Source organism: Bacillus sp. DX4.1 (assembly GCF_030348195.1).
GTDB lineage: Bacteria > Bacillota > Bacilli > Bacillales > Bacillaceae_G > Bacillus_A.
Window position 1 is genome coordinate 196,232 of the sequence record NZ_JAUCFT010000008.1, and the last position, 26,692, is coordinate 222,923.

Below are 26,692 nucleotides of genomic sequence, written 5' to 3' on the forward strand. Positions count from 1 at the left end.
GCAGTTAGGAAAGGATTGTAAATCCATATTTTTTAAAGATAGATTGTGCATCTTTTGATTGTAAGTATTCATAAAACGAAGTCGCCTCTTTCTTATGCTTTGATTCCTTTATAATCCCTAATGGATAGCGAATCGGTTCATGAGAATTTGCTGGTGCTGTACTTGCAATTTTTACTTTTTCTGAAATGAGAGCATCTGTTTTGTATACAATTCCGGCATCTACATTTCCTGTTTCTACATATGTTAACACTTGACGGACATCTTTTGTAGGTACTATTTTGTTTTGTAGATCATTCCAAAGATTTTCATGTGTGAGAGAAGCTTTTGCGTATTTTCCAGCTGGAACAGATTCAGGTGTACCAATTGCTAGTTTCTTCACTTTTTCTTCTTTTAATTCTTGAAATGTTTTGATAGAACTTTCTTTTGGAACAACTAAAACAAGCTCATTTCCAAGGAGGTTTTTTCCTTCTTTTTCATCAATGAATCCTTTTTTTACAAGTGTTTGAAATTTATCTTCTGCCGCAGAGAAGAATAAATCAGCAGGAGCACCTTGTTCAATTTGTTGCTGAAGTGCACCTGAACTACCAAAGTTAAAGGAAAGCTTTATGTTTGGTTCTTTCTGCTTATATTGTTTTTCAATGTCTTTGAAAGCGTCTTGTAAACTAGCTGCTGCAGAAATAGTAAGTTCAACCGCTTTTTCTTCCTTAGCACTTTTCTTTTCCTCCTTTGTTGTATTGGTGCATGCTGCACTCAAAACAAGAAGGATAGAGAGCATGAGTACCCCAATGTACCGAAATGTGAATTTATTCATACGTATAATCCCCTTTCTTTTCATTATATTTAATTATAACTAATTATATTTAAATATAATTAGTTATATTTAAATATAATGTGAAATATATCACTGTATAGAAAAATAGGAGAAATACACTTTTCTTTGTTACAATGAAAAGAGAAAGTGAGGAATCGGCTATGGATCATCATTCCTACACAACGGAAGAAGTAGCAAAACGATTAAAAGTATCAAAGCTAACAGTGTATGATTTAATTAAAAAAGGTGAATTGCCTTCTTACAGAGTTGGTAGACAAATGCGCATTGATGCGGTGGATTTAGAGCAATACATTAAGCAAATGAAAACAGGAAAAATGCAGGCTGCTTCTATCAAAACAGAAGAGAAAAGTGGAGGAAACACCTGCGTTATTAGTGGACAAGATTTAACATTAGATATATTAGCCAAACATATAGAAGGGCATTTGCCTAGTTCTAATATACTGCGGGCCTATCAAGGAAGTTTAACGAGTTTAATTAAAATGTATCAAGGGCAAGGAAGTGTTGTTAGTTTACATTTGTTTGATGGAGATACAAGGGAATATAATATTCCATATGTGAAACGAATTTTAGTTGGGCAGCCATGTATTGTGATAAATTTATTAGCAAGAAATGTTGGATTTTATGTGCAAAAAGGAAACCCAAAAGGAATGCAAACGTGGGCCGATTTGAGTAACCCTTCGATTCAATTTGTAAATCGCGAAAAGGGATCAGGAATTCGTGTGCTAGTAGATGAACAGGTACGTATTCAAAACTTAGCGAAAACGAGTATTCGCGGATATGATTGGGAGGAGTCGAATCATATTGGCGTAGCTTCTCAAATAGCTAACGGAAAAGCTGATGTTGGCGTAGGGGCAGAAAAGGTAGCACAAATTGTGAATGTAGACTTTATTCCACTTATGACCGAACGATATGACTTGGTAATCTTAAAAATAGAAGAAAATGAACAGCTCATTGAAACGGTAAAAGAAATACTACAATCTACAGAATTTCAAAATGAACTGCGAGCAATTGGTGGTTATGATATAAGTAAAACCGGTCAAATTATATATGAAACAAATTGAAAAAAACTGCTTGTCTATGGACAAGCAGTTTTTTCTATATATAAAGGGGGTTGGGGAAACAAAATTATAAGACGGGACCCTGTGCAATTATGTAAACGAAAGCTGTAAGAAGAGCCGAGCCGCTTGCAAGTCCGATAAAGTCTGATTTGTTGAATGTAATGTTGTCATTATTCATTGGAATCTCTCCTTATTTGTTTAATGCTGTAGCAACAGCTTTTGCGTCGACTAGAGCGGATAGCACCATGCTCATTGTATTTACAAACTTGTTTGTTTTCATGTTATTCATCATGCGTATCCGCTCCTTCTCGAATGGTTGTTGTTTGTTACTTTCTGACTTTATTGTACGAAATAAGCGAGGTTTCAACTATCGAATTAGCTTACAGGAGGATTACACTTTTGTAAGAATTAATTTTTATAAATTGTCACCTAAATTTATTACTAACTATTAGAACTTAGTGTTATAATTCTTGTAAGGAATGAATTCAAATTTAGATGTATAGAAAGGAACGGAGCGAATGTATAAGTTTGTTACAGTCTCGTTGAAATATATATTTAAAATTTTTGGGAAAGTAGAGATACACGGAAAGGAAAAGCTACCTCAAGATGGACCATATGTGGTTGCTTGTACACACACAAGCTTTATGGATGTGTTAATGTTAGCGGCAGGGATGTTACCAACACAAATTCATTACATGGCGAAAAAAGAGTTGTTTCAAAGTAAATTTACAAATTGGTTTTTTAAGAATGTAAATGCATTTCCCGTTGATCGTGAAAATCCAGGGCCAAGTACACTGAAAATTCCATCTCGTTTACTAAAAGATGGGAAAGTAGTAGGGATTTTTCCAAGTGGCACGCGATCTTCGGAAGATGTTTCATTGAAAGCTGGAGCTGTTACAATTGCGATGCGTTCCAATGTTCCATTAGTTCCCGCCGCTTATATCGGACCATCGAGTGTAAAAGAGTTATTTAGCAGAAAAAGAGCAAAATTAATTTTCGGTGATCCAATTCAAGTAGAAGCAGCAGATAAGATGAGCCGAAAAGAAATGATGCAAGCGATGACGGATCAATTGAACAAAACATTTGAAGAACTGACAGAAGCGTTGCAAGAAGGACAAACAGCATAATGTGAGCGTAAAAAGACGACCGGGCATAGACGGTCGTCTTTTTCTTACTATATATAAAGGGGAAAGGGGACACAAGGTTATATAAGACTGAATGCAGCAGCGTAAATGAAAGCTGTAAGAAGAGCTGCACCGCTAGCGAGTCCAATAAAATCTTTTTTGTTAAAACTGATGTTGTTCGTTACTTTCTGACTTTATTGTACGAAATAAGCGAGGTTTCAACTATCGAATTAGCTTACAAAAGGATTACATTTTTGTAAGGAACAATTAATTAGACTAAATATTTTATGGTAAAATATACTAGTAGAATGTTAAGGGGATTGAAAGGGAGGAACATTATGGGGAAGTTAAGTAATAAAAAATGTGGGGTAATAACCTGTATGGTCTTGGCATTAGGGATAAGTGGTTGTGGTGTAGAAAAAAAGAAAGAAGATAAAAGTGCAGCCGCTCAAAAAGAGGTAGAAAAAGTGATTTCAGAACAAGTAAAAGCAATTAATCAGAAAGAAATTGATGATTATATGAAAACATATTCGAAAGAAATAAATGCATATGATGCAATAAAAAAAGAGAACGAGATTTTATTCGATGAGTATGATGTCAAAATTACGATGGATCGGATGCAAGTTTTATCTATTAATGATAAATATGCGACTATAGAGACAAAAACAACAGCGAAAAACAAAGATAAAAGTGCAGATTATACGGATAATGTTGTAAAGATGCGTCATGTATTAGAGAAAGAGAAAAATAAATGGGTTATTACGAGCCAAGGTCTATTAAATGCTGAGACATTGGATGGGAAATCTTTAATAAAAGAGAGCTATGGAAAAAAATCTTAAATATCATAATTAGAAGTAAACAAGAAAAGACCTAGCAATAGCGTGTACTAAATAAATCCATTTTGATTTTTCGACATATAAGCCGCGGTTATGGATAACAAAAGGTGACCTGTACTCGTTTTCTCTCTTTGTTTTTACTTGGCATGGGGCAGGAAAAGGATCAGACCGCTTCTATGCATGAACGGATGCTCTTTCCCACCTAAAAAGAAGGGTTTTATGTCGGTTTTTTAATTTGTATTTATATAAACGATTTAAACAAAATTTGTATATGAGGTAACTTTGAATCTAATAACATAAAGGGGATTTAATATGCGAAAAGTAGTACATATAAAATTGGGAATGTCATTGTTAGCAGGTGTCTTATTACTTGGAACTATAGGATGTTCAACAAAAAGTAATACAAAACCTAAAGAAAATAGTGTGGAAAAAGAAGTGAAGCAAGTATTAGAAGAGAATGTAGACGCATTTAACAAAGAAGATTTGGGCGGATATTTAGATACACTTGCGAGTAACGTGGATAGTTATGAGATTTCAAAAGAAACAACAAAACAGATGTTTGAAGTACTTGATTTAAAAGTTAGTTTAAAAAAAGTAAAAGTACTGTCTTATTCAGATAAATATGCAACTGTAGAAGTAAAACAAGAAACGAAGAATAAAAGTAAAAATACAAATTATAAAGACAATGTAACAGAAGCTGTACACACGCTTGATAAGGCAGGTGACAAATGGAAAATAAAAAGCACGTCAATAAAATCGATAAAAACATTGGATGGAGAAGAAATTAAATCTCCAAATGAATTATTTTCAGCGAATGGAAATAAAAGTAATGCAAGTTCTTCATCCCCCCCTACTGCTGAGGATAAAGCAAAGAATAGTTTGAAAGAGAAAGGTAGTTCAAATCAACCTCCTCAATCCAGTGAAAGTATTAGAGCGAAATATGTAAAGAGTGCCGTTATTAAGGGTGGAACAATTATAAATGGAGATAAAATTGAATTCGAAGGATATGGAATACAAATTGTAGACGGTGAATTTGATTACGCAAAGCTAACCGGTGATCGAATTACATTAAAAATTAGGGTTGAGAATCGAACTGGACAAAGGATGAATATGTACCCGAACAATACGGTTATTTTGCAAGATGATAAACAAATTTCTCCATTAGATCGTGACAAGCTACCAAGAGGTAATGATATGTTTGTTCAAGATGGTGAAGCAAAAGAATATATTATTAGTTTTCCAATGATTGAAGCAAAAGAGTTTGCTATTAAATTTGTTGCGGCAGGAGAGGCTGAAGGTGATAAAAAGAGCCGATATGAGGAGCATGTATTTATCTACCAGCCTGAAAAGCAGGAGCAAAATAGCAAAGAGGATGTAAATGCGTTATAAAGGAAGGAGAAGATTATCCTAAGATAATCTTCTTTTTTATAAGATGGGGAAAGAGGTGAGCATATGGCTAATATTAAAGAGATTGCAAAGTTAGCTGGTGTATCAGTTACGACTGTTTCTCGTGTTTTGAATCATCATCCATATGTAAGTGAAGAAAAAAGAAATACCGTTTTACAAGTAGTTGAGAAATTGAATTACTCACAAAATGCAAATGCCGTTCATTTATCAAAAGGAAAAACAAATATTTTTGGTGTGATTTTACCTTATATTAATCATCCTTATTTTGATGCGATTGTGGGCGGGATTATGGAAATCGCATTATCTCATCATTACCGGGTTCTTCTTTGCCAAACAAACTATAACCATCAGGAAGAAATAGAAAGTTTACATATGTTAAAAACAAAGCAACTAGATGGCATCATTATTTGTTCACGCTCCAATGAGTGGGAAACAATTCAACAATATGCTTCAGATGGGATAATTGTAGCTTGTGAAGATACGAATGCTACAGGAATATCAAGCGTATACATCAATCATTTTGGTGCTTTTCAATTAGGCATGAATTATTTAATAGAGAAGGGCTATAAAAAAATTGGATATTGTACAGGAAGGAAACAAAGTGCAAGCAGTAAAAGGAGATTTGATGCTTATCAACAAACTTTACAAACGATAGATGAACCTGTTATAGAAGAGTGGATTTTTCCAGAATCCTTTTCGTTACAGGATGGTGTACGAGTTGCACAGCAGTTAAAAGAAATGAAACATCCACCAGAAGCATTGCTAGTCGCAGGGGACGAGGTAGCTGTTGGAATCATGACAGAGGCGGAGAAACTAGGTATTATGGTTCCAGATGATTTAGCGATTATTGGTTTTGATAACCAGCCAATTTCCCAAGTGTTACAAATCACAACGATTGATCAACAGGTGAAAGAAATTGGTCGAAACGCTTTTGAACTCTTTTATAAACAAACAAAAGATCATAACTGGGAGCAAGAAAAAAAGGAGATTCCTTACACACTTGTGGAACGGTCGACTGTTAGAAAATAAAATAAAACTTTCTTCATAGGGAGTGTAAGAGATAAATCCGTTGTGCTTGTATTGCACAGCGGATTTTTTTTGAAAATGTATTTGACTGGAAACGCGTTTCATACTTTATAACTGAATTACACCGGTTATATAGTAATCCATGGATTCCTTTCTAGCGCTGGGACAATGAATGGAATATGGGAGGAAACGATTATGAATGAACTGTTATTTGCTGTGCAAAAATATGTAAAGTTAGAGGAAAAAATCCTATCTGTTGTGATTGGTGTATTCGAAAAGGAAAATTTTACGTTCTCATATCAATATGGTATTTGTGTTGCTACAAATATGCGCGTCATATTTTATGGGAAATTACCATATTATCCAGCAACATTTGAAGAGTATGCATATTTGTGTATGGAAGACATAGGTACAGTCCCGCAGTTGGCATTCACTCATAATGGGGAAACTGTGAAAGCTAAGCATATTCAAAAAGGAAATATAGAACAGTTTGCTTATGTTGTTCAAGGGCATTTGAATAATTAATCAAGCGCTTGTTTAAACATAATAATACAGATGCACTTGAAAAAAGAGTATAAGAAAAACCACTTCTAAACCTCTGCAAGATAGTGATACAATGGCAAATGGGGGGAGGTTATAGATATGGTTAATCAAAGAATGAAAGAGATCGCATTAATTACGATAGGTTCATTATTGTTTGCAATAGGAATTAACTACTTTGCAATCCCAAACCGCTTATCAGAAGGCGGAATTATCGGTTTGACGGTTGTCACATATTATTTATTTGGATGGTCACCAGGGATTGTGAACTTTGCCTTTAATGCTGTCTTATTAACAATTGGTTATAAATTTTTTGATAAAAAAACGATGGTTTACACGATTCTTGGAATTGTGGAAACATCTTTGTTTTTATATATCACAGAAAACATTGGACATCGAGTAAATAGCGATACGTTATTAGCTGCTTTATTTGCAGGAGTGTTTGTCGGTGTTGGTTTAGGATGTATGTTCCGAGCAGGTGGTACATCAGGAGGATCAGCAATTTTAGCGCAATTAGCCAATCAATATTTAGGCTGGAGTGTTGGCAAAGGTGTACTTATTATAGATATTGTTGTCATTATGGGTTCCGTGTTTATCATCGGACAAGAAAAAGCAATGTACACACTTGTTGCAGTATTTATCGGTGCGAAAGTAATCGATTTTATCGTTGAAGGCATTAATACGAAAATAGCGGTTACGATTATATCGAATCAACCGGATTTAATTCGTGAAACAATTACGAAGCATATGACGCGTGGTGTTACGGTGTTAGAAGGACGCGGCGGTTATACAGGGAGAAATAAAGAAGTACTTTATGTCGTTATTAATAAACAAGAGCTTGTAAGATTAAAACAAGTGATCAGCAAAGTGGATGAAGAAGCGTTTGTCGTCATCCATGATGTGCGTGATGTACTTGGCGGTGGATTTAAAGCAAGCTAAAAGGATGAACGAGAAGGATTCGTTCATCTTTTTTTATGAAATAAAGAGAAAATTCCATCAGTGGAACCTCCGCCTAACTTTTTTGCTTCTGCTGAACTTTGAGGTGGTGGTCTTACTGCCCGTTAGAGCGGGATAAACGTTTTATGAGTGGCGTGAGGATGACTGCCAGGTCTTGTTTGATTTGTTTTGCCAATGATGGGTTTTTACCTGAAGTTGATATGCTGACAACGTATTCATCATTTCGAATGATACCGGGTGTATGAAAAGATGATGCCGTGCCGTCACTGACGACATTGACCCATTGGAAATCATGTGCAACTTGTTTGACCATCATATTTACAGTATGTTGATTTGTTGCAGCATAAATGAGATGGGCATCTTTTATATCATCTTCTGTAAATGTTTTTCGCTTCCATGTAATATAGGGAAGTTTCTTCATTTCTTCGCAAATTTCTGGGCTGACAACAGTGACAGAAGCTCCTGTATTCTTTAATCCAGCAGCTTTTCGATATGCGATTTTCCCTCCACCGATAATGACAACAGTTTTTCCTTGTAGATTGAACATAAGAGGATATATGTTATACATGCACACATTCCTCCATTCGCTCTAATAAAGCTGACTTCATGTATGCATCAAATTGAAGGCAGTTACAAGTTATAACGTTAGCATAATTTTTTGTATGCAGCTTAATTTTTCGAAGTAATAATCCAGTAAAGAGAAGGTAGGGCACTACATATACGTGTTGATAGGAAGCTGTTGTATCTGCTAGCCCATCAGTAAAGGTAGGTATTCCATTTGTTAAAAAAGAACAGAAAACAGGCATGTCGATTTTTTGGCTCACTGCTGCACCGATTTGCTGTAGCTCGCTCGTTGTCTGTGGATCGCTGCTCCCTCTGCCAACGAGTAGAATGGCACCGCCCTGTGACGTTACTGCTTCGCGTATCCGTTTTATTACAAGTTCGATCATAAGTGGGTGCGTACTGAAGGGCGGTGCAACTGAAAATGTAATGTGTGGATAGAGTTGTTGCACTTGCTCAATTTCAAAAGGAATGTCACGTTTATAATGAGCAGCTGCAAATAATAAAACAGGGACAATTAAAATTTCAGTTGCGCCTTCTATAATGGCTTCTATAATTGCATCCTTGATAGTTGGTGTTGTTAGTTCAAGAAAGCCAATTTTTTGGATACTTTCACTGCGCTCTTTTATGACAGATTGAATAAAGTAAACGAACTGCTCGTTGCCTTCTTGCAATCGGCTACCATGTCCGATATAAACGATGCCTTTCATTGTGCCGTCACTTCTTTTCCTGTGATGATAGCTTGCAAATGGTGATCAACGTTTTGAAATCCGACCTTATTTGCATATTGTAAAGTTGGTTTGTCTGTATAGGAGAATGGTAAGTCAAGAATATGCATGAAGCCAAGACGTTTCGCTTCTGCCAGAAATGTATCAATTGCTGCACGTCCTTCAAATACAATACTATCCCATGTAAATTCAGAAAGCATACGTGTATGAACTTCATCAAACCGATGATCAATTTGATATTCATGTGTCATCATATAAGAACCCGCACCCATTTTTTCTTGAATGACGGCAATTCGATTGATATTCCGTCCTAAATAAACTGTTGTTTCGGTAGAAAACTCTGCAGGTTTACCCAATAGTCCATACTGCATAAGCTTTTCTTGAGCAGCACTATTCATATACTGCAGTTCTGCCTGTAACGAACGAATATCTTTATGATGCTTGGCACATGACTGTAACAAGATTGCTATACTCTCAGTTGAACAGAATACAAGGCGCTCAGCTTTAAATATTTCGTGGATTTGTTCAGGTGTTAATGTGTATTCTTGCTTTTTGAAAGTTGGAATTTGATATGTTTCTGCCCCGGCTTCTTGTAATATTTGTTTCATTGTACTTATTTTATTTGTTGCAGAGGTAAACAAAACTTTCTTACCATGCAGTGGTTTACGTTCCTTCCAAGCGATTTGTTTTCGCAGGGAAACGACATCACCAACAATCGTCATCGAAGGGTTTGAAATATTTTCGTTTTGGATGTTATCAACAATTGTTGATAGTGTCCCTGTGACAACACGCTGCTTTCCAGTTGTACCCCATTCAATTACTGCTACGGGCGTCTCTTTTTTCTTTCCTGTTTGCAGTAAATTTTCACAAATGGTTGGTAAATTTTTGATGCCCATATAAAAGGCAATCGTATCACTATTTAAGAGTGAGTTGTAGTTTACATTATCACGAATTGGGCCCTTCGTATGACCAGTTAGTAATGTTACGCTATTACTGTAGTCACGATGGGTGAGAGGGATACCAGCATACGCGCTAGCGGCAATGCTAGATGTAATGCCTGGTACAATCTCATATGGAATATTTTCTGCTGCTAAAGCTTCTGCTTCTTCACCAACCCGGCCAAAAATAGATGGATCTCCGCCTTTTAAGCGGACAACTATTTTATTTTCTTTGGCAGACTGAAGTAGGTGAGCGTTAATCATTTCTTGTCGCATAATATGGTTTGTTGGCATTTTTCCACAATAAATAAGTTCGCATGTTGGCTTCGTATAGCCAAGTAAGTTTTGATTCAATAAGCGGTCATATAAGACAATATCTGCGCGCTTTAAGCAATCTATCGCCTTTTTTGTAATGAGTCCTTCATCACCTGGTCCTGCACCAACTAAATATACGTATCCGTTCATCTCCACACCTCATCTGTTTTACTTGAAAGGAAGCCAAGAAAAGGCTTCCTTGTGCAAGCTACATGTATATATAAATCTCCCCGTCAATAACTTCTACTTCATACGTTTGAATACAACCGTCATCAGGTTTTTGTACTTCACCTGTTACTAATGAAATTTTCCAATCATGCAACGGACAAAAGACGAATTCTCCAGATACAATCCCCTCTGCTAATGGTCCATTTTTATGAGGGCATCGATTTTCTACAGCACGAATATCGCCATTGGAAAGGCGAAATAAGGCGATGGACATGTCTTTTATTTGCACCTCTTTACCAATTTGTACGGGAAGGTCTTCTGCACGCATAATTTTTATTTTTTCTTTCGTTTGTAACATATGGATCGCGCTCCTTATTTTACAGTTTCTACTTCATACATCGCTTTTAATGATTGAGTTTCTAGGGCTTGTCCCCATGCTTCTTCATATGTGCTACGAGCTGTTTGGAAACGTTCATTTAGCATAGCGACCATACTCGTATCTTGTAGTACTTCTTTTATGTGGTCTAAGCTCATGCGTTCTACCCAATAAGCTGTCCGTTCGCCGTAAATACCGGTTTCACGATAATACTGTACGTAAGCTGTAGCGATGCGCAGGACATCGTCTTCCGTAGGGACAATCATTACAAAATCTGCTTCACGTACTTCTGTGCCGCCATTCCCACCAATATAAAGTTGGAATCCATTTTCAACACAAACGACACCAAAATCTTTCGTAAGTGCTTCTGCGCAGTTGCGTGGACAACCCGTTACACCCATTTTCATTTTGTGAGGTGTATCCACCATTTCTAATGATTGTTCAAGCAGCATACCCAGACCCAATGAATCTTTTGTACCGAAACGACAGAAGCGAGAACCAACACATGATTTTACATTGCGAAGGGATTTTGCATAGGCATATCCAGAAGTCATATCTAAGTCAGCCCATACTTTTGGTAAATCTGCTTTCTTAACACCGTATAAGCCGATTCGACTTGCACCTGTTATTTTTACGAGCGGTACATCATACTTTTTCGCAACTTCGGCAATTTTCATTAAATCATCTGCTGTTGTAACACCGCCATACATGCGTGGGATAACAGAAAATGTACCATCATGCTGAATATTTCCATTCATTCTTTCGTTGACGAAACGAGATGATTTATCATCCGCATACTCTTCTGGATAAGCCATGCGTAAATAGTAATTTAATGCAGGGCGGCATTTCGAACAGCCATCTTCGTGTGTAAAGCCAAGTACGTTTCGTACTTCCCTTGGTGATTTTAAACATTTCTCATGAATGGCTGTTACGACTTCATCACGAGACAACGTTGTACATCCACACATGCCTGCTGTTTGAGCAGAAGCATCAAAGCTATCTCCAAGCGTATGAGATAAAATTTGTTCAACAACTGGACGACATTTTCCACATGAACCTGCAGCTTTTGTACACCCTTTTACTTCTTCAAAAGTTGTTAATTCTTGTTCTAAGATCGCGCGAACAATCGTGCCTTTTGTGACACCGTTGCATCCACAAACTGTATCATCGGCACTCATACTTGCAACGTCAAGTCCACTTTCTTCACCAGCTTTGTGAAGAAGAGAAGCTGGTGTATATTCTTGTATATCTTCTTTTTTCTTTAACATGCTAAAGAGACGTGTGCCGTCAGCAGTATCACCATATAAAACAATACCAACGACTTTATTGTCACGGATTAATACCTTTTTATAAGAACGTGTACATTCATCAAAGATTGAGATTGCTTTCGTTGCATCGTCTTCATAAATTTGACCAGCGGAGAATAAATCGCATCCTGCAACTTTTAATTGTGTACCGACAATACTGCCTGTATATCCGTCAGTTTGTGAATTTGTTATATATTTTGCTAATATAGCACCTTGTTCATAGAGAGGAGCAACAAGACCATATGCAATACCGTTATGTTCTGCGCATTCTCCAATTGCATAGATCGATTCATCACTTGTTTGCATATAGTCATTGACTACAATACCGCGATTTACAATTAAATCAGCATCTTTTGCTATTTGTGTATTTGGGCGTATTCCAACAGCCATTACAATTAAATCGCATGTTACAATATCGCCATCTTCAAATTGAATACCCTCGACGTGATCTGTACCAAGAATTTTTACCGTTTTCTTTTCCATAAGAAACTTCATACCTTGTGCTTCTAAATCTTCACGCAGTAATGAAGCCGCTTTAGAATCCAGTTGTTGTTCCATTAAGTTCGGCATTAAATGAACAACGTGTACGTCCATTCCTAAGTCAATGAGACCTCGTGCGGCTTCTAAACCAAGTAATCCACCGCCAATGACAACTGCTTTTTTATATTCCTTAGCAGTATTTATCATAAATTGTGTATCTTCAATTGTTCGAAATCCTGTCACACCAGGCAGCTTTGAACCTTCAACAGGTAAGATAAAAGCGCTGGAGCCCGTTGCAATAATGAGTTTGTCGTACATAACAGTGCGGTTCTTTTCTGTTACAATGACTTGTTTTTCCCGATCAATATGTATTACTTTTTCATTTGTGTATAGCGCAATATTGTTTTCTTCGTACCAAGTGTATTCATTTATGGTAATATCTTGAATATTTGTTTTCCTTTGTAGTACGTGTGAGAGCATAATGCGATTATAGTTTGGATGTGGTTCATCTCCAAAAACGGTAATATCGTACAAATTACAATTTTGTTTTAGAATTTCTTCGATACAGCGTATTCCAGCCATGCCATTTCCGATCATTACTAAACGCTTTTTCATATTCATTTCCCCTTTTAGTTGTGAAATGTTGAACAAACTTTTAATGCTTATATTATAAAATTTTTGAATAATAGGAGGTGTGATGTTTATCACATTTTTCGGAAGGTTCACAAATTGTTTAAATTTGTAAATGTCTTACCGTAATTATTTTTCGTGTTTGACACATATTTCAACAGAAATGTGAAATGATGAAGATCTGTGTTTGTTGCTTTTTGCTATTCGATCCTTACAAAAATGTAAGGGCAATGTAAGAGGATTCGATAGAATGATTTTTCCTTCACCTTTACAATAGGTCTATAGAAAACTACACATATTGTGTGGAGGAGGAATCTACCTTGAGGTGGGTAAGCATAAAGAAACGAGTGCTCTTTACTGCGATTGTAATAACAGCTGTAATTGTATTACTACTACCAACAAAGCTTGGGCCAGTCATTGATAAATATAATCCGTTTTACGGTACGAAAGAATATTACACAATTGTGAAAGATATCGGTCAGCATGTTGGTGATGACTGGTATGAATATGAGTTCGTCGGATATGATGAGAAGGGAAAAGAGCGGAAGATTACAAAAACGGTGAAGCACATGCTAAAAAGAAACGAACCGTTGAAAATTTTCGCAAAAGGACGTTATGGGGAATCGTTAGTAGAGATAGATACAGATCAAATTCCAATAAAAGCGAGAAGTAAGCTTTTGACGATGAGATAATTAAAAAGATCACTACTATTTATGAAATGTAGTGATCTTTTTTTATTGGAGAATATTATATAGTGATTTAAAAGATAAAGTGAAACTTTAATCAGTGGAAGTATTATTGCCCGCGAATAGTGGGATAAATAGTAAAATATAAGGGATACATAGGATTGCATAGAGAAATGAAATAATTGAGGTGTTACTTCATTTATTTAAGAAGAAACAAGAAAAGCAGTAATATCCATTCATTCATGACAATATTGTAAGGTAATTCGATAGTTGTAATCTATTGGTTCTAGTACACTATAAGTAGAAAGATTGGAAAAACAACTTTCTGTCTGAAATGATGATGTGATGAATTTTTAACAACCAACCAACTATTTAATAGGCCTCATCTCTTTATGAGATGAGGCTATTTTTTAAAACCTTACAAGATTGTAAGGTTTACGTAAGTTAATTCGATGGCTCGTTTGTCATATTTTTTGCATAATAAGAAAAGATAAGAAATTAGGGAGACTAAGTGAAGGGAGAAGAATGGGATGCGAAAAGAAGAAGTAGTTAAATTTCAAATAAGGGATTGTTGTAGCTACTTTACTGTTGTGATTGTATGTATTGGACTTTTTGATATAATTTCAAATTTAATTGTTAAATAGATGATAAACGAGAAGGATATGTGAATTCTTCTCGTTTTTTTAATCCTGTATAAATACAAAGTAAAAAACCGACATAAAGCCCTTCTTTTTAGGTGGAAGAGAGCATCCGGCCATGCATAGAAGCGGTCAGATCCTTTTCCTGCCCCATGCCAAGTGAAAACAAGGAGAAAAAACGAGTGCAGGTCACCTTTTGTTATCGATAGCCGCGGCTTATATGTCGAAAAATCAAAATAGATTTATATGCATTAACGGGCAGTAAGTAATAACCCCACTGATTAAAGTTTCACTTTATTGTCTGTAATCTTGATCATCATATTACAATGAGTGTGGGAGATGATGGGAATGAAATGGATCGATAGTCATATACATTTAGACCAATATACAAAAGAAGAGCAAGCAAAGTTGATTGATGATGTAAAAAGAATGAAAGAAATTGAAGGTTTGATTGCTGTATCAATGGATTATAATTCTTGCCAACAAACATTATCGTTAGCAAAACAACATGCAGTTGTGCACACAGCACTTGGATTTCATCCAGAGCAAATCATCAACAAACAGGAATGTGAGCAAATTTATAAGCTTATTGAAGAGAACGCACATAGGATTGTTGCTGTTGGAGAAGTTGGGTTGCCATACTATTTACGGCAAGAAAATAAAGATATCGCATTGCAGTCTTATGTAGAGGTAGTAGAGAGATTTGTAGTGCTTGCCAAAAAGTACGACTTACCAATTGTGCTACATGCAGTCTATGAGGATGCTGATATTGTATGTGACCTACTTGAGCAGTATGAGATTCGCCGTGCTCATTTTCACTGGTTTAAGGGAAGCCAAAAAACGATGGAGCGAATGATCCAAAATGGTTACTATATTTCAATTACACCAGATGTAATGCAGAAAGAGAAAATCAGAAAGATTGTATCATTTTATCCTTTGGAATATATGATGGTAGAAACAGATGGACCGTGGGAGTTTCAAGAGGATGAGATGACGCATCCTGTTATGATTAAAGAAGTGTTAGCTGAGATTAGCTGTATCAAGCAAGTACCTATAGAAGAGATAGCAGAGCAAATTTATCAAAATACATATCAGTTTTATTTAGGGAAGTAGATTAGTGAGTTTGTTTTGATCCACAATAAAAAATTACCAAGCACATACCTATACTTGGTAGTTTTTACGATTCAAGTCGTTTGGCACGTCTCATTAATAATAGAAATATAATCACGACAATTCCAAGTATAAGAAAGAATCCATACTTTTTCAGAAAATCGGTCTGAAGTATGATGTTAGGATGCGTGCTTGTTTGATATGATTTAATGGAAGGCTGAAAGGGGACAAATTTCAGCATAGAAAGAGGTAGAGTAAGTGAAAAAATTCTTTGTAGGATTTTTAGTTGTCCTTGGAATGTATTTGTTTTTTAGGGGAGAGTCTGAAGGAATGGGAAAATCGATGAATCAAATGAGCTATGTTGATTCAGAAGAGGCGAAACAGATGAAACAAATTATTATAGAAGAAGCAAAGAAAGTAAATCTTCCAGAATGGATACCTCTTACAATTGCTGAACATGAAAGTCGTTTGAACCCAAGAAGTGTTGGAGATAAGGGTACATCATTTGGATTGTTTCAATTGCACCGCGGCGGAGGACTTGCTCCAGATCATTTAACAGACGAGCAATTAAAAGATCCACGTACAAATGCGGAGATTGCAATGCCTCATTTGATGAAAGGATATAAGAGAGGCGTACAAAAAGGATTAACCGATTTAGATTTACTAAAATATATAGCAAATACGTCTGGATGGCCAGGTAATCTTGGAACAGAGTGGACGGATAAAAATATGAAATATAACGTTGGGCTAGAGAACGTGTACTATCGAAATAAAGGGTTAGTGAAAGAGTAGGTAAATACCTACTCTATTTTTCTATTAAAAAAAGTTCCATTTCATTCGACTTATAGGTAAAACCTATTTTTTTGTAGAGTGGTTCACCATCTGCAGAAGAATGAAGCCATATTCTTTTTACATCGTTCTTTTTACATTCTTCTATACAATGGTGTAAGAGTTGTTTTGCCATACCGTGACCTCGGTGCTGTGGCAGTGTATACATGTTCAAAATATAAGCTTCTTTTCCTTCTAAGTTTTCGATATAGGGTGGACGGCGGAAAAAAGTAATACCGCTAATACTGACAACCGTTCCGTTTACCTCAACTACATAAGCGACAAATTGTTTTGTTTGCATTTCTGTTTGTAAATATTGCTTTGTGGCTAGTCGGAAAGAATCTTCTTCTTTTTGAGAATACAGTTCGCCTACTTCTTTCAGTAGAGCGACACGTAGATTAATTAGTGACTGTATATCATCTAGAGTTGCTTTACGAATCGCATAATTCATTTGCTTTCACCTCGGATTATTGCATTGTAAGATATTGTTCTAGCTGCTGTTTCACATCTTCTAGTTTTGTAGAGACTTGCGGGATTTTGTATCCAACATATAATGGTGAAACAACAAAGCGAGGCACAACTTTACAAATAATTTTTCCATCTAAGTGATAGAAGAATAAATTGTAGCTGCTGCACCCTTTATGAAAATCTGTTAATATGTAACGCACGGTTTGCTGAATATAATTTGCCATCGTATCAATTGCTTCTACATCTTCAATGACAATATTAAACTCGGTAAAGCCGATAATTGGTCGCGTAGAAATATTGAGTTCAATCTGTTTCTCTTTTTTGACGATTACACCTTGGAATTGTTCAGGTGTTACGTTTTGACGATAGTTTACATATTTCATTCCAATAATTTGCATATGAGCATGATGAAGGCTCCCGCCTGAAAATGGACCGTGATTTTTATATAAAATAACAGATTCAAATTCATTGCTTTTTTCTAAAGTTAACCAATGTTTAATAGAGAATCGGATTAGTTTTCGCATATGTTCAGGCGTATAGGTTGCGATATGATCGTCACAATTATCTGTTTCAATGAGAACAGTTTGTAATGTATCTTGCAGTGTTGGAAATTTATCATTTCAACCGAGAAGACCCCCTCCTCTAAACGAAGTAAAGGTGGGGGTAGTTCAATGCGGATGCTTTCTGGTTTTTGTTTGCCAATGTCATTTGAAAAATAGAGTTGTTGTGTGTCCATTTAAATATGCCCCTTTAAAAATATGTGTGAAATGCCCATTTACTATATTCCTGAAAAGGAAACAGAAATCCTTTATAGTGAGAAGAGTGAACTAGGATAGAAGAAGGAGATAAGAAATGGAAGAACAAAAAATTGTGGAACAGCAATTTTTAATAGAAAAAACAAAAGACCAGATATCCTAACACTACAAGGGTATCTGGTCTTTTATTTTTTCGTTAATAATGTGTATGGATAATATAAAGTGTTTTTTGTTTCTTTTTCTTTCTGTTTTTGTATTCTATTCTTTACTGTATGTGCAACAAAGATTGTACTTACGATTGCAATAATGGCTTTCTTCATATTCATTTCCCCTTTTATTTTTCGTTTAATTCTTGGCTAACTGCCTTTGCATCAATTAAAGCGTGGATAATCATTTTTACCATGTTCATCATTTTTCATTCACTCCTTTTCTTATAATTGATTTAGTTCTTTTACAACTGCTTGTCCGTTTACTAGCACTTCGAAGATTACTTTTACGATTTCTTTCATCATGAGTGGTTCCTCCTCTTATCTCTTGTTTACATCTTTATTGTATAAGGAGGCGTCATTTCGTACTATCGCTTTCCATTACGGGAACATCACAGTTTTGTAAGGTTGGATGTCATATATTGAAATGTTTCGTCTATCTTCATTATTTTCAGAAAAATGACTATTCAAACGTTAAATTGGAAAGTATAATAAAGAAGTAAGTATAAATTTTCGTACGAAAGGAGTGAATGAGATGAAACGTTCTGTAGCTGTGCGCACACAATTTTTAGATTTTATCTATATGTGTCGTGCGATTTTTCATGGTGTAGTTGCTAACGGGATACGTATGCCCTTTTTTAGCAATTGCATAACAGCTATTGAACGATAGAAATCTCTTCACCCATTTTATAGAGCGTGTGAAAAGGGAGCTATTTGGCTTCCTTTTTCTATGAAAAAACCATGGGGAAAGTTTCTTTCTCCATGGTTTTTTACGTTGAAAGGAGTACGGAAAAGATGACAATTTGCAGTGTAAACAATGTAACGAAATCATTTGGTGGAAACATCATATTTGAAAATATATCACTTGAAATAAAGAATGGTGAACGCATCGGCTTAGTGGGCCGGAATGGAAGTGGGAAGACAACAATTTTTCAGTTGTTAACAGGAATAGAGAATGTAGATAGCGGGGCCATTCATATGAAGAAAGGTACGTGTATTGGTCATGTTGCACAGATTCCAAAGTTTGATGATGAAGTGACTGTGTATGACGTATTAAGCTCTGCATTTGCAAAAGAGAAAGAATTAGAACAACAAATGCGAAAGTTAGAACAAAGTATGAGTGAGGAACAAGAGCAGAATGCTTTGCAACAATTGATGGAGAAATATGGGGTAGTACAAGAGCAATTTGCATTTTTAGGCGGTTATGAAATAGAAGCAAATATCATGAAGGTTGCCAATGGTTTACAAGTAACAGAACTGTTTTCTCGTATCTTTACAAATTTAAGTGGTGGAGAACAGACGAAGGTTAGCTTGGCGTATATGCTTCTTCAAAAACCAGATTTATTGCTTTTAGATGAACCAACAAATCACTTAGATCTATTTGCGGTGGAATGGCTGGAACAATTTTTAAAAGAGTACACGGGAACAGTTGTTGTTATTTCACACGATCGTTATTTTCTTGATGAAGTTGTGACGAATATTTTTGATTTAGAAGATGGTGAACTACATGTATACTACACGAATTATTCGCAGTTTGTGAAGGAGAAGGAAGAAAGATTGTTGCAAGAATTTCAATCGTACCAGGAGCAACAAAAGAAAATCAAAAAAATGAAAGAGGCGATTAAACGTCTGAGAGAATGGGCAAATCAGGCAAGCCCTCCGAGTGAAGGACTTCATAAACGAGCGAGAAATATGGAGCGTGCTTTAGAGCGGATAGAGAAATTGAAAAGGCCAATTTTAGAGAGAAAGCAGATGGGGCTTCAGTTTGAAGGACAAGAGAGAAGCGGGAAAGATGTTGTTGTGATGAAGGAAGTCGGTAAGTATTTTGCTGAACGTGCTCTATTTCAAGGAGCAAATTTACATGTTCGTTTTCAAGAGCGTACAGCTATTGTTGGGCGTAACGGTACAGGGAAAACAACATTATTAAAATTGTTATTAGAGGAAATGCAACCGGATGCTGGTGAAATTCGAATTGGTAGTAGTGTGAAAATTGGTTATTTATCACAGCATGCATATGGGAATGTAAAAGATAATGTATTGGAAGCTTTTAGAGAGTGTGTAGCTGTAACAGAAGGGGAGGCTCGCCACATATTAGCCCGTTTCTTATTTTACGGTCCATCAGTTTTTAAGAAAGTGAATCAACTTAGCGGGGGAGAACGGATGAGATTACGCTTGGCGCAGCTTATGTATCAAGATGTTAACTTTCTTGTATTAGATGAGCCGACAAATCATTTGGATATTGAATCAAGAGAAGTACTGGAAGAGGCTCTTGAACAATATAATGGAACGATACTCGCTGTTTCACATGATCGCTATTTCTTAAATAAATTGTTTGAGAAAACGTATTGGATTGATGAGCACAAATTATTTGAGTTTGCCGGTAATTATGCATGGGCGCGTCAAAAATGGGAAGAAAGAATAGAGAAACAAGTAGCGAAACAAAAACGACAAGGGATTCCAAATATAGAAGTAATACATGTAAAGAAGAAGGGATCTTGTGATGTAGAAGAAATTGAGAATAAGCTTATGCATATAGAAGAAGAGATATATACGCTGGAATGTACAATGGAGGACACAATCGGTGTTGAAACGTTGGAACAGTTATATAAAGAAAAAGCGGAAAAAGAGCTATTACGAGCGAAATTATATAACCGATTAGAAAATATAATGGAATAAAGTGAAACTTTAATGGTGATCTTACTGCCCGTTAAATGCTGGATAAAATAAAAAAAGAGCAAGTTAGCTTCTCATAGTATGTGAGAAAAGAGACTTGCTCTTTTTTATTGAATATGAAGAGCACTTCAGTGGGAAAATTGTTATAATTTTCTTGTTCTTATAGTGTAGAGATGATTTTTTAAATGTTGGTGTGACTGAAAATGGTATCTCAAAAATGCGAGGGGAATCTTATGTTAGGATATGCACGTATCATTACCATAGTTATGATTTGCATGGTATATGCAAATCATGTTTCACGTGAAACAGTGGGCTTACAAATCTTTGTTGGTATTGCATTTTTTGTTTATGTTGTAAATCATGTTTTACTTGTACAACCACATGAAGGAAGAAGGCGTAAATTTTATATACTACTTTCAAACGGCATAGTTACAGCACTATTAGGTTTTTTATTTCCCGAGACATGTTTGTATTTAATTATATTTGGGATTGATGCGGTAGGAGTATTTATTCATGATCAGCAGAAAAAAGTGGTATATTTTTTGGTCAGTTTTTTCTTTTTATGTTGGTTTGCTATTTTACTATATACGTATCAATATACTGGAAAGGTAGAAGTTGATAGTAATGCTATTAATTTTATGTTCATTATCTTCAGTGCTTTATCGGGAAATTTAATTAAAAAACTCACAGTAGCTCGCCAAACTGTAGATGATCAATATGAAAAATTGACATTATCTCATAAAGCTCTAAAAGAAGCACATGAACAGTTACAGCTTTATGCGAAGGAAGTGGAAGAATTAACTACAGTTCGGGAGAGGAACGATATTGCCCGAGAAATTCATGACACAGTTGGTCATAATATGACGGCCTTACTTATTCAATTGCAGCTTGCGGAGGCTTTATGGAAGCAAAAGTCCGATGTTACAGAAGAAATTTTACATACATGTCATGAATTAGCTAGGAAGTCCCTTCAAGAGGTAAGGGCTTCAGTCCGTGCGTTGAAGGAAGAAAAAGATTCAGGAAACATAATAGAAAATATGAAAGGAATGTTAACTGAATTTTCAAAGGTAACGAAGGTACAAGTAACCTTTCAGTTACAAGGGGATCCAATCATAATTCCGTTGTCATTACAACCTACTTTACTACGTATTATGCAAGAGTCATTAACAAATGCAAAACACCATGGAAAAGCTAGTTTATGTGAAGTTAGCTTGTTGTGTTTGGATGAAAAGGTTATGTTGTCGATTAAGGATAATGGTATTGGCGTAAATGAAATGAGTCCTGGTTTTGGATTAATGAATATGAAAGAGCGAGTAGAAGAACATGGTGGAATGATCCGGTTTGAGAGTGAAAAAGAGAAGGGTTTTCGATTAAAGGTTGAGTTCCCACTTAAGGAAAAGACGTGGGTAATAGGAGGAACGATATGATTCGTATTATGGTCGTTGATGATCAATCACTTATTCGTGATGGTTTAGCAATGCTATTAAATTTACGTCCTGAACTTGAAGTAGTGGGAACAGCTAATGATGGAGATGAAGTAGTTCAAAAGGCAGAACAATTACAACCTGAAATTATTTTGATGGATATTCGAATGCCTCGTATAAATGGTGTTGAAGGAACTCGTTTAATAAGGGAGAGGTTTCCAGATATAAAAGTGCTTATGTTGACCACTTTTAATGATAGCGAACTTATTTTTGAAGCATTAGAACAAGGGGCGAGTGGTTATTTATTGAAAGATATGGAGACGGATGCAATTGTTCAGGCAATATTGACAGTCCACGGGGGAGGCGCTGTACTTCCGCAAGATATAACGGCGCAAATTGTGAAGGAACTAAAAAGAACAAAAGCGGCGGAAATGTCAGAACAAAATCAACCAAAGCAAATGGAGCAATTAACAGATCGTGAAATAGATGTATTAAGAGTAATAGGCTTTGGATTAAATAATAAAGAAATTGCTGAGAAATTGTTTATTACAGAGGGAACTGTAAAAAATCATGTTTCTAACTTAATTAGTAAGCTGGAGCTAAGGGATCGGACACAAGCAGCTATATATGCGGTCAGGTATGGTATTACAACATACACATGACTTTTGGCATAGAGAAATAAAAAAAGCAGCAAATTATGCTGCTTTTTTATTTTGCATTTCTATCTTAAGGGTGATGGAAGAAAGAGGATGTTTTTTTACAATGAAATTGTAGATTAATGCAAAGGGGCTGAATCGACATGTTAGTCGTAGATCATATTACAAAGTCATTTGGGAAGAAGGAAGTTGTAAAGAGTGTTTCTTTTGAAGTGAAGAAAGGAGAAACATTTGGTTTGCTCGGTCCAAACGGTGCAGGAAAGTCGACGACGATATCAATGATTTGCGGGCTTATTCCATATGATGGTGGTGATATAAAAGTTGGAGGGAAGTCTGTAAAAGAATATCCATTAGATGCGAAAAAGAAGATCGGTATTGTTCCGCAAGATATAGCTTTATATCCTACACTTTCAGCGAAAGAAAATTTAATCTTCTGGGGAAAAATGTATGGTTTAAGCGGAGCAACTGCAAAAAGACGAGCAGATGAGGTATTGGTGTATGTTGGTTTACAAGATCGGGCAAAAGATAAAATTGAAACATTTTCAGGTGGAATGAAACGCCGAATTAACATTGGTGTAGCACTTATGCACGAACCAGAGTTATTAATTATGGATGAACCGACAGTTGGGATTGATCCACAATCACGGAATCACATTTTAGAAACAGTAAAGCAGCTAAACGAAAAGGGAATGACGGTCATTTATACGAGTCATTACATGGAAGAAGTGGAGTATTTATGTGAACGAATTGCTATCGTTGATCATGGAAAGGTAATTGCATCAGGAACGAAAACAGAGTTATGTAATCGTCTTGCAGATGGTTTTATGGTGAAGTTGCAACTGAATCGTTATAGTCAGGAGCTATTGAAGAAATTAAAAGAAATTTCTACTGTAGAACGGATTATTATCGACGAAGATACAAATACACTCGATATTGGATTGAAGAATGGAGAAGCTGTCGGTACGGTTGTTTCGGAAGTTGTGGAAAATCATGTGCAAATTTTAAAGCTTGAGGTACAAGAGCCGAACTTAGAAGCACTCTTTTTACAGTTAACAGGACGTTCACTTCGTGATTAAGGAGGCGGGTAAATCATGAAAAGTTTTATCATTGCATGGAAAGATTTAAAAATTCGTATTACGGACCGGCGCGGCTTTATGATGATGCTACTTATGCCACTTGTATTAACAGCTATTTTGGGGTCAGCTTTAAGTGGTGTATTAGACAATGGCGGTTTACCGAAAACGATAATTGGTTATTATCAAGAAGACACGGAAACATTTGCTGATGTATTTCGAAAGGATGTATTGGAATCTAAAGAAATAAAAGATGATGTGAAAGTGAAAGTAGCAGCCCCTCGAAAAGAGTTAGAAGAGATGCTAAAGCAGAAGAGAATTGATGTTGGGATTATCATTCCAGGGAAGTGGAGTGAGCATATACAGGATGGGAGATTGAAAGAAACAAAATTGCTTACAGATCCAGCAAAAGAGATACAGACAAAAATTGCTGAATCATTTGTTCGTTCCTTTTCAGAACGTGCCCAAACGGTCGCTTTCTCGACGAAGAGTGTTGTGACTGATTTGGAAAAATCACAGCAAGAAAATATAGGGCAGGTCGCAAAAGAGGTTAGTGATGATTTACAAAGAGTGGCAACGTCGAACGATAGTGGAATTGATAAGGGAACGATTGGTAAGAAAACAGTCGTTGCAATGCAATATTATGCAGCAGCGATGTTAGTTATGTTTTTATTATTTAACATAACCGTGGGTGCAAAATCAATTGTGACGGAACAACGTACAGAAACATTAGCAAGATTATTAAGCACACCGACAAGTTCATTTTCAGTCTTATTAGGAAAGTTTTTGGGAACATTATTGTTTGCATGTATTCAATTCGGCGTGTTTGTTGTTGCGACCCATTATGCGTTTGGGGTGAACTGGGGAGATAATATTATGCAGATTTCTCTAGTTGGGATCTCTTATGCAATTTGTGTTTCCGGTTTATCCATGTTAATTGCAGCATTCATTCGTGAGGAAAAGACAGCAGATATGATGGGGGGAATTGGGATTCAACTGTTAGCGATATTAGGAGGATCTATGCTACCAATCTATGCATTCCCAGATACCCTTCAAACGGTTGCAAATATTGCCCCGAATAAATGGGCACTTACAAGTTTTCTAGATATTATGTCAGGAACATCTTGGAATACGTTATTACCAATCATCTTAAGTTTATCTAGTGTGGGAATTATTTCTGTCATCATTGGAACATTCCGGTTACGTACGAGATAGGGGGAGAAGGAATGAGTAAAATGTGGGCTCTTTGCTCTTTGGAGCTAAAACAAATATTAATAAAGCCACAAAGCTATTTGCTTATGTTCGGGATGCCAATTATTTTCACACTTATTTTTGGTGGACTTTTAGGTGGCAGTGGGGACGAGAAAGTAAATATTAGCGTAATCGATCAAGATCAATCAAAATTATCAAATTCTTATTATAAAGAATTAGAGAAAAGCGACTTAATTCATATAGAAAAAGCAACATATGAGGAAGCGAAGAAGAAGGTTGAAAACAAAAAGGTTTCTGGCATTGTGACGATTCCAAAAGATTTTCAAAAAAACATGGTAGATGGAAAAAAAGATACGGTTACCTTTCAATCGAGCGCTGACTTTACGGGTGGTGCCTCTGTAGAACAAGTACTACAAAGTGTACTGAAAAAGATGGAAGTAGAAGTGAAAGGATCTCGTATATGGGAGCAAAAGAGTAGCAAGTCTTGGGAAACGATGTATGAAAGGATTCATACAAAAGTAGAACCTATTCCAATTCAAAAGGAGTCCATTGTAACGGGAGAGAAAACAATTAATAACGTATCAGGCCGGGCGGCTGGATTTTCAATTTTATTTGTGATGATTGTTATGCTTAGTGCAACAGGAACCATCTTAAATGCAAGACAATTAGGTGTATGGCATCGTTTGCTAGGAACACCTGTTACAAAGGCACAAATACTTGGCGGATATATTCTTTCATTCTTTTTAATTGGCTGGATTCAATTTGGAATTCTTATGATATTAACGAATAAATTGTTTGATGTACAGTGGGGAGACACATTAGGGATTATTGTTCTTGTTTCAGTGTTGTTACTGGCTGTCATTGGTCTGGCTTTATTATTAGCAAGTATTGTAAAGACAACAGAGCAACAATCAGCTTTAGGTAATATCGTTATCGTTTCAACTTGTATGATTAGTGGGTTATATTGGCCAATTGAAATAGAGCCTGAATGGATGCAAAAGGTAGCGGACTTTGTACCACAAACGTGGGCGATGCGTGGTTTTACAGAGTTGATTGCTCGAGGTGGAACACTGACAGATATAGCAGGGTATAGTGGGGTCTTACTTCTATTTGCTGGTGCATTTTTTGTCATTGGTTTAACAAGAATACGTTATGATTGAAAAAGAAAGCAGAATCTACAGCTTCGCACGCTGGATTCTGCTTTCTTTTTGTGTTTCATCTGATTCCAGGGAAATAGTAATCGCAATCCCGAGCATGAGGAGAAATGCTAAAAAGAGGACGAACTTCGGGAAGAATGGAAACAGCAGCAATGCCCCAACTATCATAAATGTTAAGGCAATATAGTGTAAGACATATAGAAATAGTTTGTCCATATTTTCGCCCCCTTTTTGGTAGTTTGTTATTATTCTATGTCTGTCCAAGACATAATAGAATGGTTTTTGAGGAGAATTTTCGAGCAGGTTCTATTGATAAAGTGAAACTTTGATGAGTGAGGATCCGCCCGTTATATTCTTAAATAATAGTAAAGAGGTTTCCGCTCATAATGCGAGAATACAAGAATTACAAGAAGACAATTATAATGGAATACTGTTAAGTTTACCTAAATTAAAGATCGAGCAATAATTCAGTGAAAATTCTTAAAGTATTTATATAGAAATAATTGACAAAACATATCGGAAG

The 26,692-nt window shown here is 36.0% G+C and carries 28 protein-coding genes and 2 pseudogenes; 18 read left to right on the forward strand and 12 right to left on the reverse strand.

What is annotated here, in order from left to right; translation table 11 throughout:
• Nucleotides 1-4: 4 nt before the first annotated feature.
• The gene (modA, locus tag QUF99_RS04445) at nt 5-811 is read right to left on the reverse strand and encodes a molybdate ABC transporter substrate-binding protein (protein WP_289368784.1); all 807 of its coding nucleotides are present in this window, start codon (nt 809-811) and stop codon (nt 5-7) included.
• Nucleotides 812-945: 134 nt separating this feature from the next.
• On the opposite strand from modA, the gene QUF99_RS04450 reads away from it, so the two are divergent.
• Nucleotides 946-1,893 (forward strand): helix-turn-helix transcriptional regulator, encoded by a 948-nt coding sequence (locus QUF99_RS04450; protein WP_289368785.1) that lies wholly within the window; start codon nt 946-948, stop codon nt 1,891-1,893.
• A gap of 64 nt (nt 1,894-1,957) precedes the next feature.
• Here the strand turns inward: QUF99_RS04450 and QUF99_RS04455 are convergent, their stop codons facing one another.
• A complete protein-coding gene (locus tag QUF99_RS04455; RefSeq protein ID WP_289368786.1) occupies nt 1,958-2,068 on the reverse strand; it encodes a DUF3948 family protein in 111 nt (36 codons plus the stop codon).
• Between the two features lie 340 nt (nt 2,069-2,408).
• Here QUF99_RS04455 and QUF99_RS04460 point away from each other — a divergent pair, with 340 nt between their 5' ends.
• The gene (locus QUF99_RS04460; protein ID WP_289368787.1) at nt 2,409-3,017 is read left to right on the forward strand and encodes a lysophospholipid acyltransferase family protein; all 609 of its coding nucleotides are present in this window, start codon (nt 2,409-2,411) and stop codon (nt 3,015-3,017) included.
• A 77-nt stretch (nt 3,018-3,094) separates the two neighbouring features.
• On the opposite strand, the gene QUF99_RS04465 is transcribed toward QUF99_RS04460, so the two are convergent.
• The gene (locus QUF99_RS04465) at nt 3,095-3,187 is read right to left on the reverse strand and encodes a DUF3948 family protein (RefSeq protein WP_289374563.1); all 93 of its coding nucleotides are present in this window, start codon (nt 3,185-3,187) and stop codon (nt 3,095-3,097) included.
• A gap of 165 nt (nt 3,188-3,352) precedes the next feature.
• On the opposite strand from QUF99_RS04465, the gene QUF99_RS04470 reads away from it, so the two are divergent.
• From QUF99_RS04470 to QUF99_RS04490, 5 genes are all read left to right on the forward strand, one after another.
• Entirely contained in the window at nt 3,353-3,853 is a 501-nt protein-coding gene (locus QUF99_RS04470; protein ID WP_289368788.1) for a hypothetical protein, read from the forward strand.
• A 309-nt stretch (nt 3,854-4,162) separates the two neighbouring features.
• Nucleotides 4,163-5,239, forward strand: coding sequence for a hypothetical protein (locus QUF99_RS04475; protein ID WP_289368789.1), 1,077 nt, complete (start codon nt 4,163-4,165; stop codon nt 5,237-5,239).
• A 63-nt stretch (nt 5,240-5,302) separates the two neighbouring features.
• The gene (locus tag QUF99_RS04480; protein WP_289368791.1) at nt 5,303-6,286 is read left to right on the forward strand and encodes a LacI family DNA-binding transcriptional regulator; all 984 of its coding nucleotides are present in this window, start codon (nt 5,303-5,305) and stop codon (nt 6,284-6,286) included.
• A 192-nt stretch (nt 6,287-6,478) separates the two neighbouring features.
• Nucleotides 6,479-6,808, forward strand: coding sequence for a PH domain-containing protein (locus QUF99_RS04485; protein WP_289368792.1), 330 nt, complete (start codon nt 6,479-6,481; stop codon nt 6,806-6,808).
• 117 nt (nt 6,809-6,925) lie between these two features.
• Nucleotides 6,926-7,762, forward strand: coding sequence for a YitT family protein (locus QUF99_RS04490; protein ID WP_289368793.1), 837 nt, complete (start codon nt 6,926-6,928; stop codon nt 7,760-7,762).
• A 112-nt stretch (nt 7,763-7,874) separates the two neighbouring features.
• Here the strand turns inward: QUF99_RS04490 and QUF99_RS04495 are convergent, their stop codons facing one another.
• From QUF99_RS04495 to nirB, 5 genes are read right to left on the reverse strand one after another with little or no spacing between them, the layout of a single operon-like run.
• A complete protein-coding gene (locus QUF99_RS04495) occupies nt 7,875-8,348 on the reverse strand; it encodes a precorrin-2 dehydrogenase (RefSeq protein WP_289368794.1) in 474 nt (157 codons plus the stop codon).
• Entirely contained in the window at nt 8,341-9,051 is a 711-nt protein-coding gene (locus QUF99_RS04500) for a sirohydrochlorin chelatase (protein WP_289368795.1), read from the reverse strand. Before QUF99_RS04500 ends, QUF99_RS04495 begins: the two co-directional genes overlap by 8 nt.
• Nucleotides 9,048-10,472, reverse strand: coding sequence for a uroporphyrin-III C-methyltransferase (locus QUF99_RS04505; RefSeq protein WP_289368796.1), 1,425 nt, complete (start codon nt 10,470-10,472; stop codon nt 9,048-9,050). The genes QUF99_RS04500 and QUF99_RS04505 overlap by 4 nt, the downstream gene beginning before the upstream one ends.
• 58 nt (nt 10,473-10,530) lie before the next feature.
• Nucleotides 10,531-10,848 (reverse strand): nitrite reductase small subunit NirD, encoded by a 318-nt coding sequence (gene nirD / locus QUF99_RS04510; protein WP_289368797.1) that lies wholly within the window; start codon nt 10,846-10,848, stop codon nt 10,531-10,533.
• A 14-nt stretch (nt 10,849-10,862) separates the two neighbouring features.
• Nucleotides 10,863-13,268, reverse strand: a complete 2,406-nt coding sequence (gene nirB / locus QUF99_RS04515) for a nitrite reductase large subunit NirB (protein ID WP_289368798.1) — start codon at nt 13,266-13,268, stop codon at nt 10,863-10,865.
• 350 nt (nt 13,269-13,618) lie between these two features.
• Between nirB and QUF99_RS04520 the strand changes: the two genes are divergently transcribed.
• The 3 genes from QUF99_RS04520 to QUF99_RS04530 all read left to right on the forward strand — a co-directional run bounded on the left by QUF99_RS04520 (nt 13,619) and on the right by QUF99_RS04530 (nt 16,509).
• Complete coding sequence (locus QUF99_RS04520) at nt 13,619-13,975, forward strand: YxeA family protein (RefSeq protein ID WP_289374566.1); 357 nt, start codon at nt 13,619-13,621, stop codon at nt 13,973-13,975.
• A 980-nt stretch (nt 13,976-14,955) separates the two neighbouring features.
• Nucleotides 14,956-15,720 (forward strand): TatD family hydrolase, encoded by a 765-nt coding sequence (locus QUF99_RS04525; protein ID WP_289368800.1) that lies wholly within the window; start codon nt 14,956-14,958, stop codon nt 15,718-15,720.
• Nucleotides 15,721-15,975: 255 nt separating this feature from the next.
• Nucleotides 15,976-16,509, forward strand: a complete 534-nt coding sequence (locus tag QUF99_RS04530; RefSeq protein ID WP_289368802.1) for a transglycosylase SLT domain-containing protein — start codon at nt 15,976-15,978, stop codon at nt 16,507-16,509.
• Between the two features lie 13 nt (nt 16,510-16,522).
• Here the strand turns inward: QUF99_RS04530 and QUF99_RS04535 are convergent, their stop codons facing one another.
• From QUF99_RS04535 to QUF99_RS04545, 3 genes and pseudogenes are all read right to left on the reverse strand, one after another.
• Nucleotides 16,523-16,996: a GNAT family N-acetyltransferase gene (locus QUF99_RS04535; RefSeq protein WP_289368803.1), complete on the reverse strand. Its 474-nt coding sequence runs from the start codon at nt 16,994-16,996 to the stop codon at nt 16,523-16,525.
• Between the two features lie 16 nt (nt 16,997-17,012).
• Nucleotides 17,013-17,630, reverse strand: a pseudogene (locus QUF99_RS04540) (DUF4931 domain-containing protein); the annotation flags it as partial.
• 323 nt (nt 17,631-17,953) lie between these two features.
• A complete protein-coding gene (locus tag QUF99_RS04545) occupies nt 17,954-18,094 on the reverse strand; it encodes a spore coat protein B (protein WP_289368804.1) in 141 nt (46 codons plus the stop codon).
• A 415-nt stretch (nt 18,095-18,509) separates the two neighbouring features.
• Between QUF99_RS04545 and QUF99_RS04550 the strand changes: the two genes are divergently transcribed.
• The 7 genes from QUF99_RS04550 (at nt 18,510) to QUF99_RS04580 (ending at nt 26,172) form a co-directional block, all read left to right on the forward strand.
• Entirely contained in the window at nt 18,510-18,644 is a 135-nt protein-coding gene (locus QUF99_RS04550) for an RAxF-45 family protein (RefSeq protein WP_289368805.1), read from the forward strand.
• 125 nt (nt 18,645-18,769) lie between these two features.
• Nucleotides 18,770-20,650, forward strand: a complete 1,881-nt coding sequence (gene abc-f / locus QUF99_RS04555; protein ID WP_289368806.1) for a ribosomal protection-like ABC-F family protein — start codon at nt 18,770-18,772, stop codon at nt 20,648-20,650.
• 230 nt (nt 20,651-20,880) lie between these two features.
• Nucleotides 20,881-22,074 carry a sensor histidine kinase gene (locus QUF99_RS04560; protein WP_289368807.1) on the forward strand — a complete coding sequence of 398 codons (1,194 nt, stop codon included), beginning with the start codon at nt 20,881-20,883 and terminating at the stop codon, nt 22,072-22,074.
• Nucleotides 22,071-22,733 carry a response regulator gene (locus tag QUF99_RS04565; protein WP_289368808.1) on the forward strand — a complete coding sequence of 221 codons (663 nt, stop codon included), beginning with the start codon at nt 22,071-22,073 and terminating at the stop codon, nt 22,731-22,733. Before QUF99_RS04560 ends, QUF99_RS04565 begins: the two co-directional genes overlap by 4 nt.
• A gap of 137 nt (nt 22,734-22,870) precedes the next feature.
• On the forward strand, nt 22,871-23,803 hold the full coding sequence (locus tag QUF99_RS04570; protein ID WP_289368809.1) for an ABC transporter ATP-binding protein: 933 nt from the start codon (nt 22,871-22,873) through the stop codon (nt 23,801-23,803).
• A 15-nt stretch (nt 23,804-23,818) separates the two neighbouring features.
• Complete coding sequence (locus tag QUF99_RS04575; protein ID WP_289368810.1) at nt 23,819-25,015, forward strand: ABC transporter permease; 1,197 nt, start codon at nt 23,819-23,821, stop codon at nt 25,013-25,015.
• Nucleotides 25,016-25,026: 11 nt separating this feature from the next.
• Nucleotides 25,027-26,172: an ABC transporter permease gene (locus QUF99_RS04580; protein WP_289368811.1), complete on the forward strand. Its 1,146-nt coding sequence runs from the start codon at nt 25,027-25,029 to the stop codon at nt 26,170-26,172.
• Nucleotides 26,173-26,187: 15 nt separating this feature from the next.
• On the opposite strand, the gene QUF99_RS04585 is transcribed toward QUF99_RS04580, so the two are convergent.
• A complete protein-coding gene (locus QUF99_RS04585) occupies nt 26,188-26,385 on the reverse strand; it encodes a hypothetical protein (protein WP_289368812.1) in 198 nt (65 codons plus the stop codon).
• 112 nt (nt 26,386-26,497) lie between these two features.
• Here QUF99_RS04585 and QUF99_RS04590 point away from each other — a divergent pair.
• A pseudogene (locus tag QUF99_RS04590) lies at nt 26,498-26,635 on the forward strand (oligopeptide-binding protein oppA); the annotation flags it as partial.
• Between the last annotated feature and the right edge of the window lie 57 nt (nt 26,636-26,692).

Bases quoted from the DNA above. Each gene is read 5' to 3' on its own strand.
- modA (WP_289368784.1), bottom strand. From the start codon at position 811: ATGAATAAATTCACATTTCGGTACATTGGGGTACTCATGCTCTCTATC.
- QUF99_RS04480 (WP_289368791.1), top strand. From the start codon at position 5,303: ATGGCTAATATTAAAGAGATTGCAAAGTTAGCTGGTGTATCAGTTACG.
- QUF99_RS04455 (WP_289368786.1), bottom strand. From the start codon at position 2,068: ATGAATAATGACAACATTACATTCAACAAATCAGACTTTATCGGACTT.
- QUF99_RS04535 (WP_289368803.1), bottom strand. From the start codon at position 16,996: ATGAATTATGCGATTCGTAAAGCAACTCTAGATGATATACAGTCACTA.
- abc-f (WP_289368806.1), top strand. From the start codon at position 18,770: ATGACAATTTGCAGTGTAAACAATGTAACGAAATCATTTGGTGGAAAC.
- QUF99_RS04565 (WP_289368808.1), top strand. From the start codon at position 22,071: ATGATTCGTATTATGGTCGTTGATGATCAATCACTTATTCGTGATGGT.
- QUF99_RS04545 (WP_289368804.1), bottom strand. From the start codon at position 18,094: ATGAATATGAAGAAAGCCATTATTGCAATCGTAAGTACAATCTTTGTT.
- QUF99_RS04585 (WP_289368812.1), bottom strand. From the start codon at position 26,385: ATGGACAAACTATTTCTATATGTCTTACACTATATTGCCTTAACATTT.
- QUF99_RS04525 (WP_289368800.1), top strand. From the start codon at position 14,956: ATGAAATGGATCGATAGTCATATACATTTAGACCAATATACAAAAGAA.
- nirB (WP_289368798.1), bottom strand. From the start codon at position 13,268: ATGAAAAAGCGTTTAGTAATGATCGGAAATGGCATGGCTGGAATACGC.
- QUF99_RS04580 (WP_289368811.1), top strand. From the start codon at position 25,027: ATGAGTAAAATGTGGGCTCTTTGCTCTTTGGAGCTAAAACAAATATTA.
- nirD (WP_289368797.1), bottom strand. From the start codon at position 10,848: ATGTTACAAACGAAAGAAAAAATAAAAATTATGCGTGCAGAAGACCTT.
- QUF99_RS04485 (WP_289368792.1), top strand. From the start codon at position 6,479: ATGAATGAACTGTTATTTGCTGTGCAAAAATATGTAAAGTTAGAGGAA.
- QUF99_RS04475 (WP_289368789.1), top strand. From the start codon at position 4,163: ATGCGAAAAGTAGTACATATAAAATTGGGAATGTCATTGTTAGCAGGT.
- QUF99_RS04450 (WP_289368785.1), top strand. From the start codon at position 946: ATGAAAAGAGAAAGTGAGGAATCGGCTATGGATCATCATTCCTACACA.
- QUF99_RS04505 (WP_289368796.1), bottom strand. From the start codon at position 10,472: ATGAACGGATACGTATATTTAGTTGGTGCAGGACCAGGTGATGAAGGA.
- QUF99_RS04490 (WP_289368793.1), top strand. From the start codon at position 6,926: ATGGTTAATCAAAGAATGAAAGAGATCGCATTAATTACGATAGGTTCA.
- QUF99_RS04550 (WP_289368805.1), top strand. From the start codon at position 18,510: ATGAAACGTTCTGTAGCTGTGCGCACACAATTTTTAGATTTTATCTAT.
- QUF99_RS04575 (WP_289368810.1), top strand. From the start codon at position 23,819: ATGAAAAGTTTTATCATTGCATGGAAAGATTTAAAAATTCGTATTACG.
- QUF99_RS04500 (WP_289368795.1), bottom strand. From the start codon at position 9,051: ATGAAAGGCATCGTTTATATCGGACATGGTAGCCGATTGCAAGAAGGC.
- QUF99_RS04560 (WP_289368807.1), top strand. From the start codon at position 20,881: ATGTTAGGATATGCACGTATCATTACCATAGTTATGATTTGCATGGTA.
- QUF99_RS04470 (WP_289368788.1), top strand. From the start codon at position 3,353: ATGGGGAAGTTAAGTAATAAAAAATGTGGGGTAATAACCTGTATGGTC.
- QUF99_RS04495 (WP_289368794.1), bottom strand. From the start codon at position 8,348: ATGTATAACATATATCCTCTTATGTTCAATCTACAAGGAAAAACTGTT.
- QUF99_RS04460 (WP_289368787.1), top strand. From the start codon at position 2,409: ATGTATAAGTTTGTTACAGTCTCGTTGAAATATATATTTAAAATTTTT.
- QUF99_RS04570 (WP_289368809.1), top strand. From the start codon at position 22,871: ATGTTAGTCGTAGATCATATTACAAAGTCATTTGGGAAGAAGGAAGTT.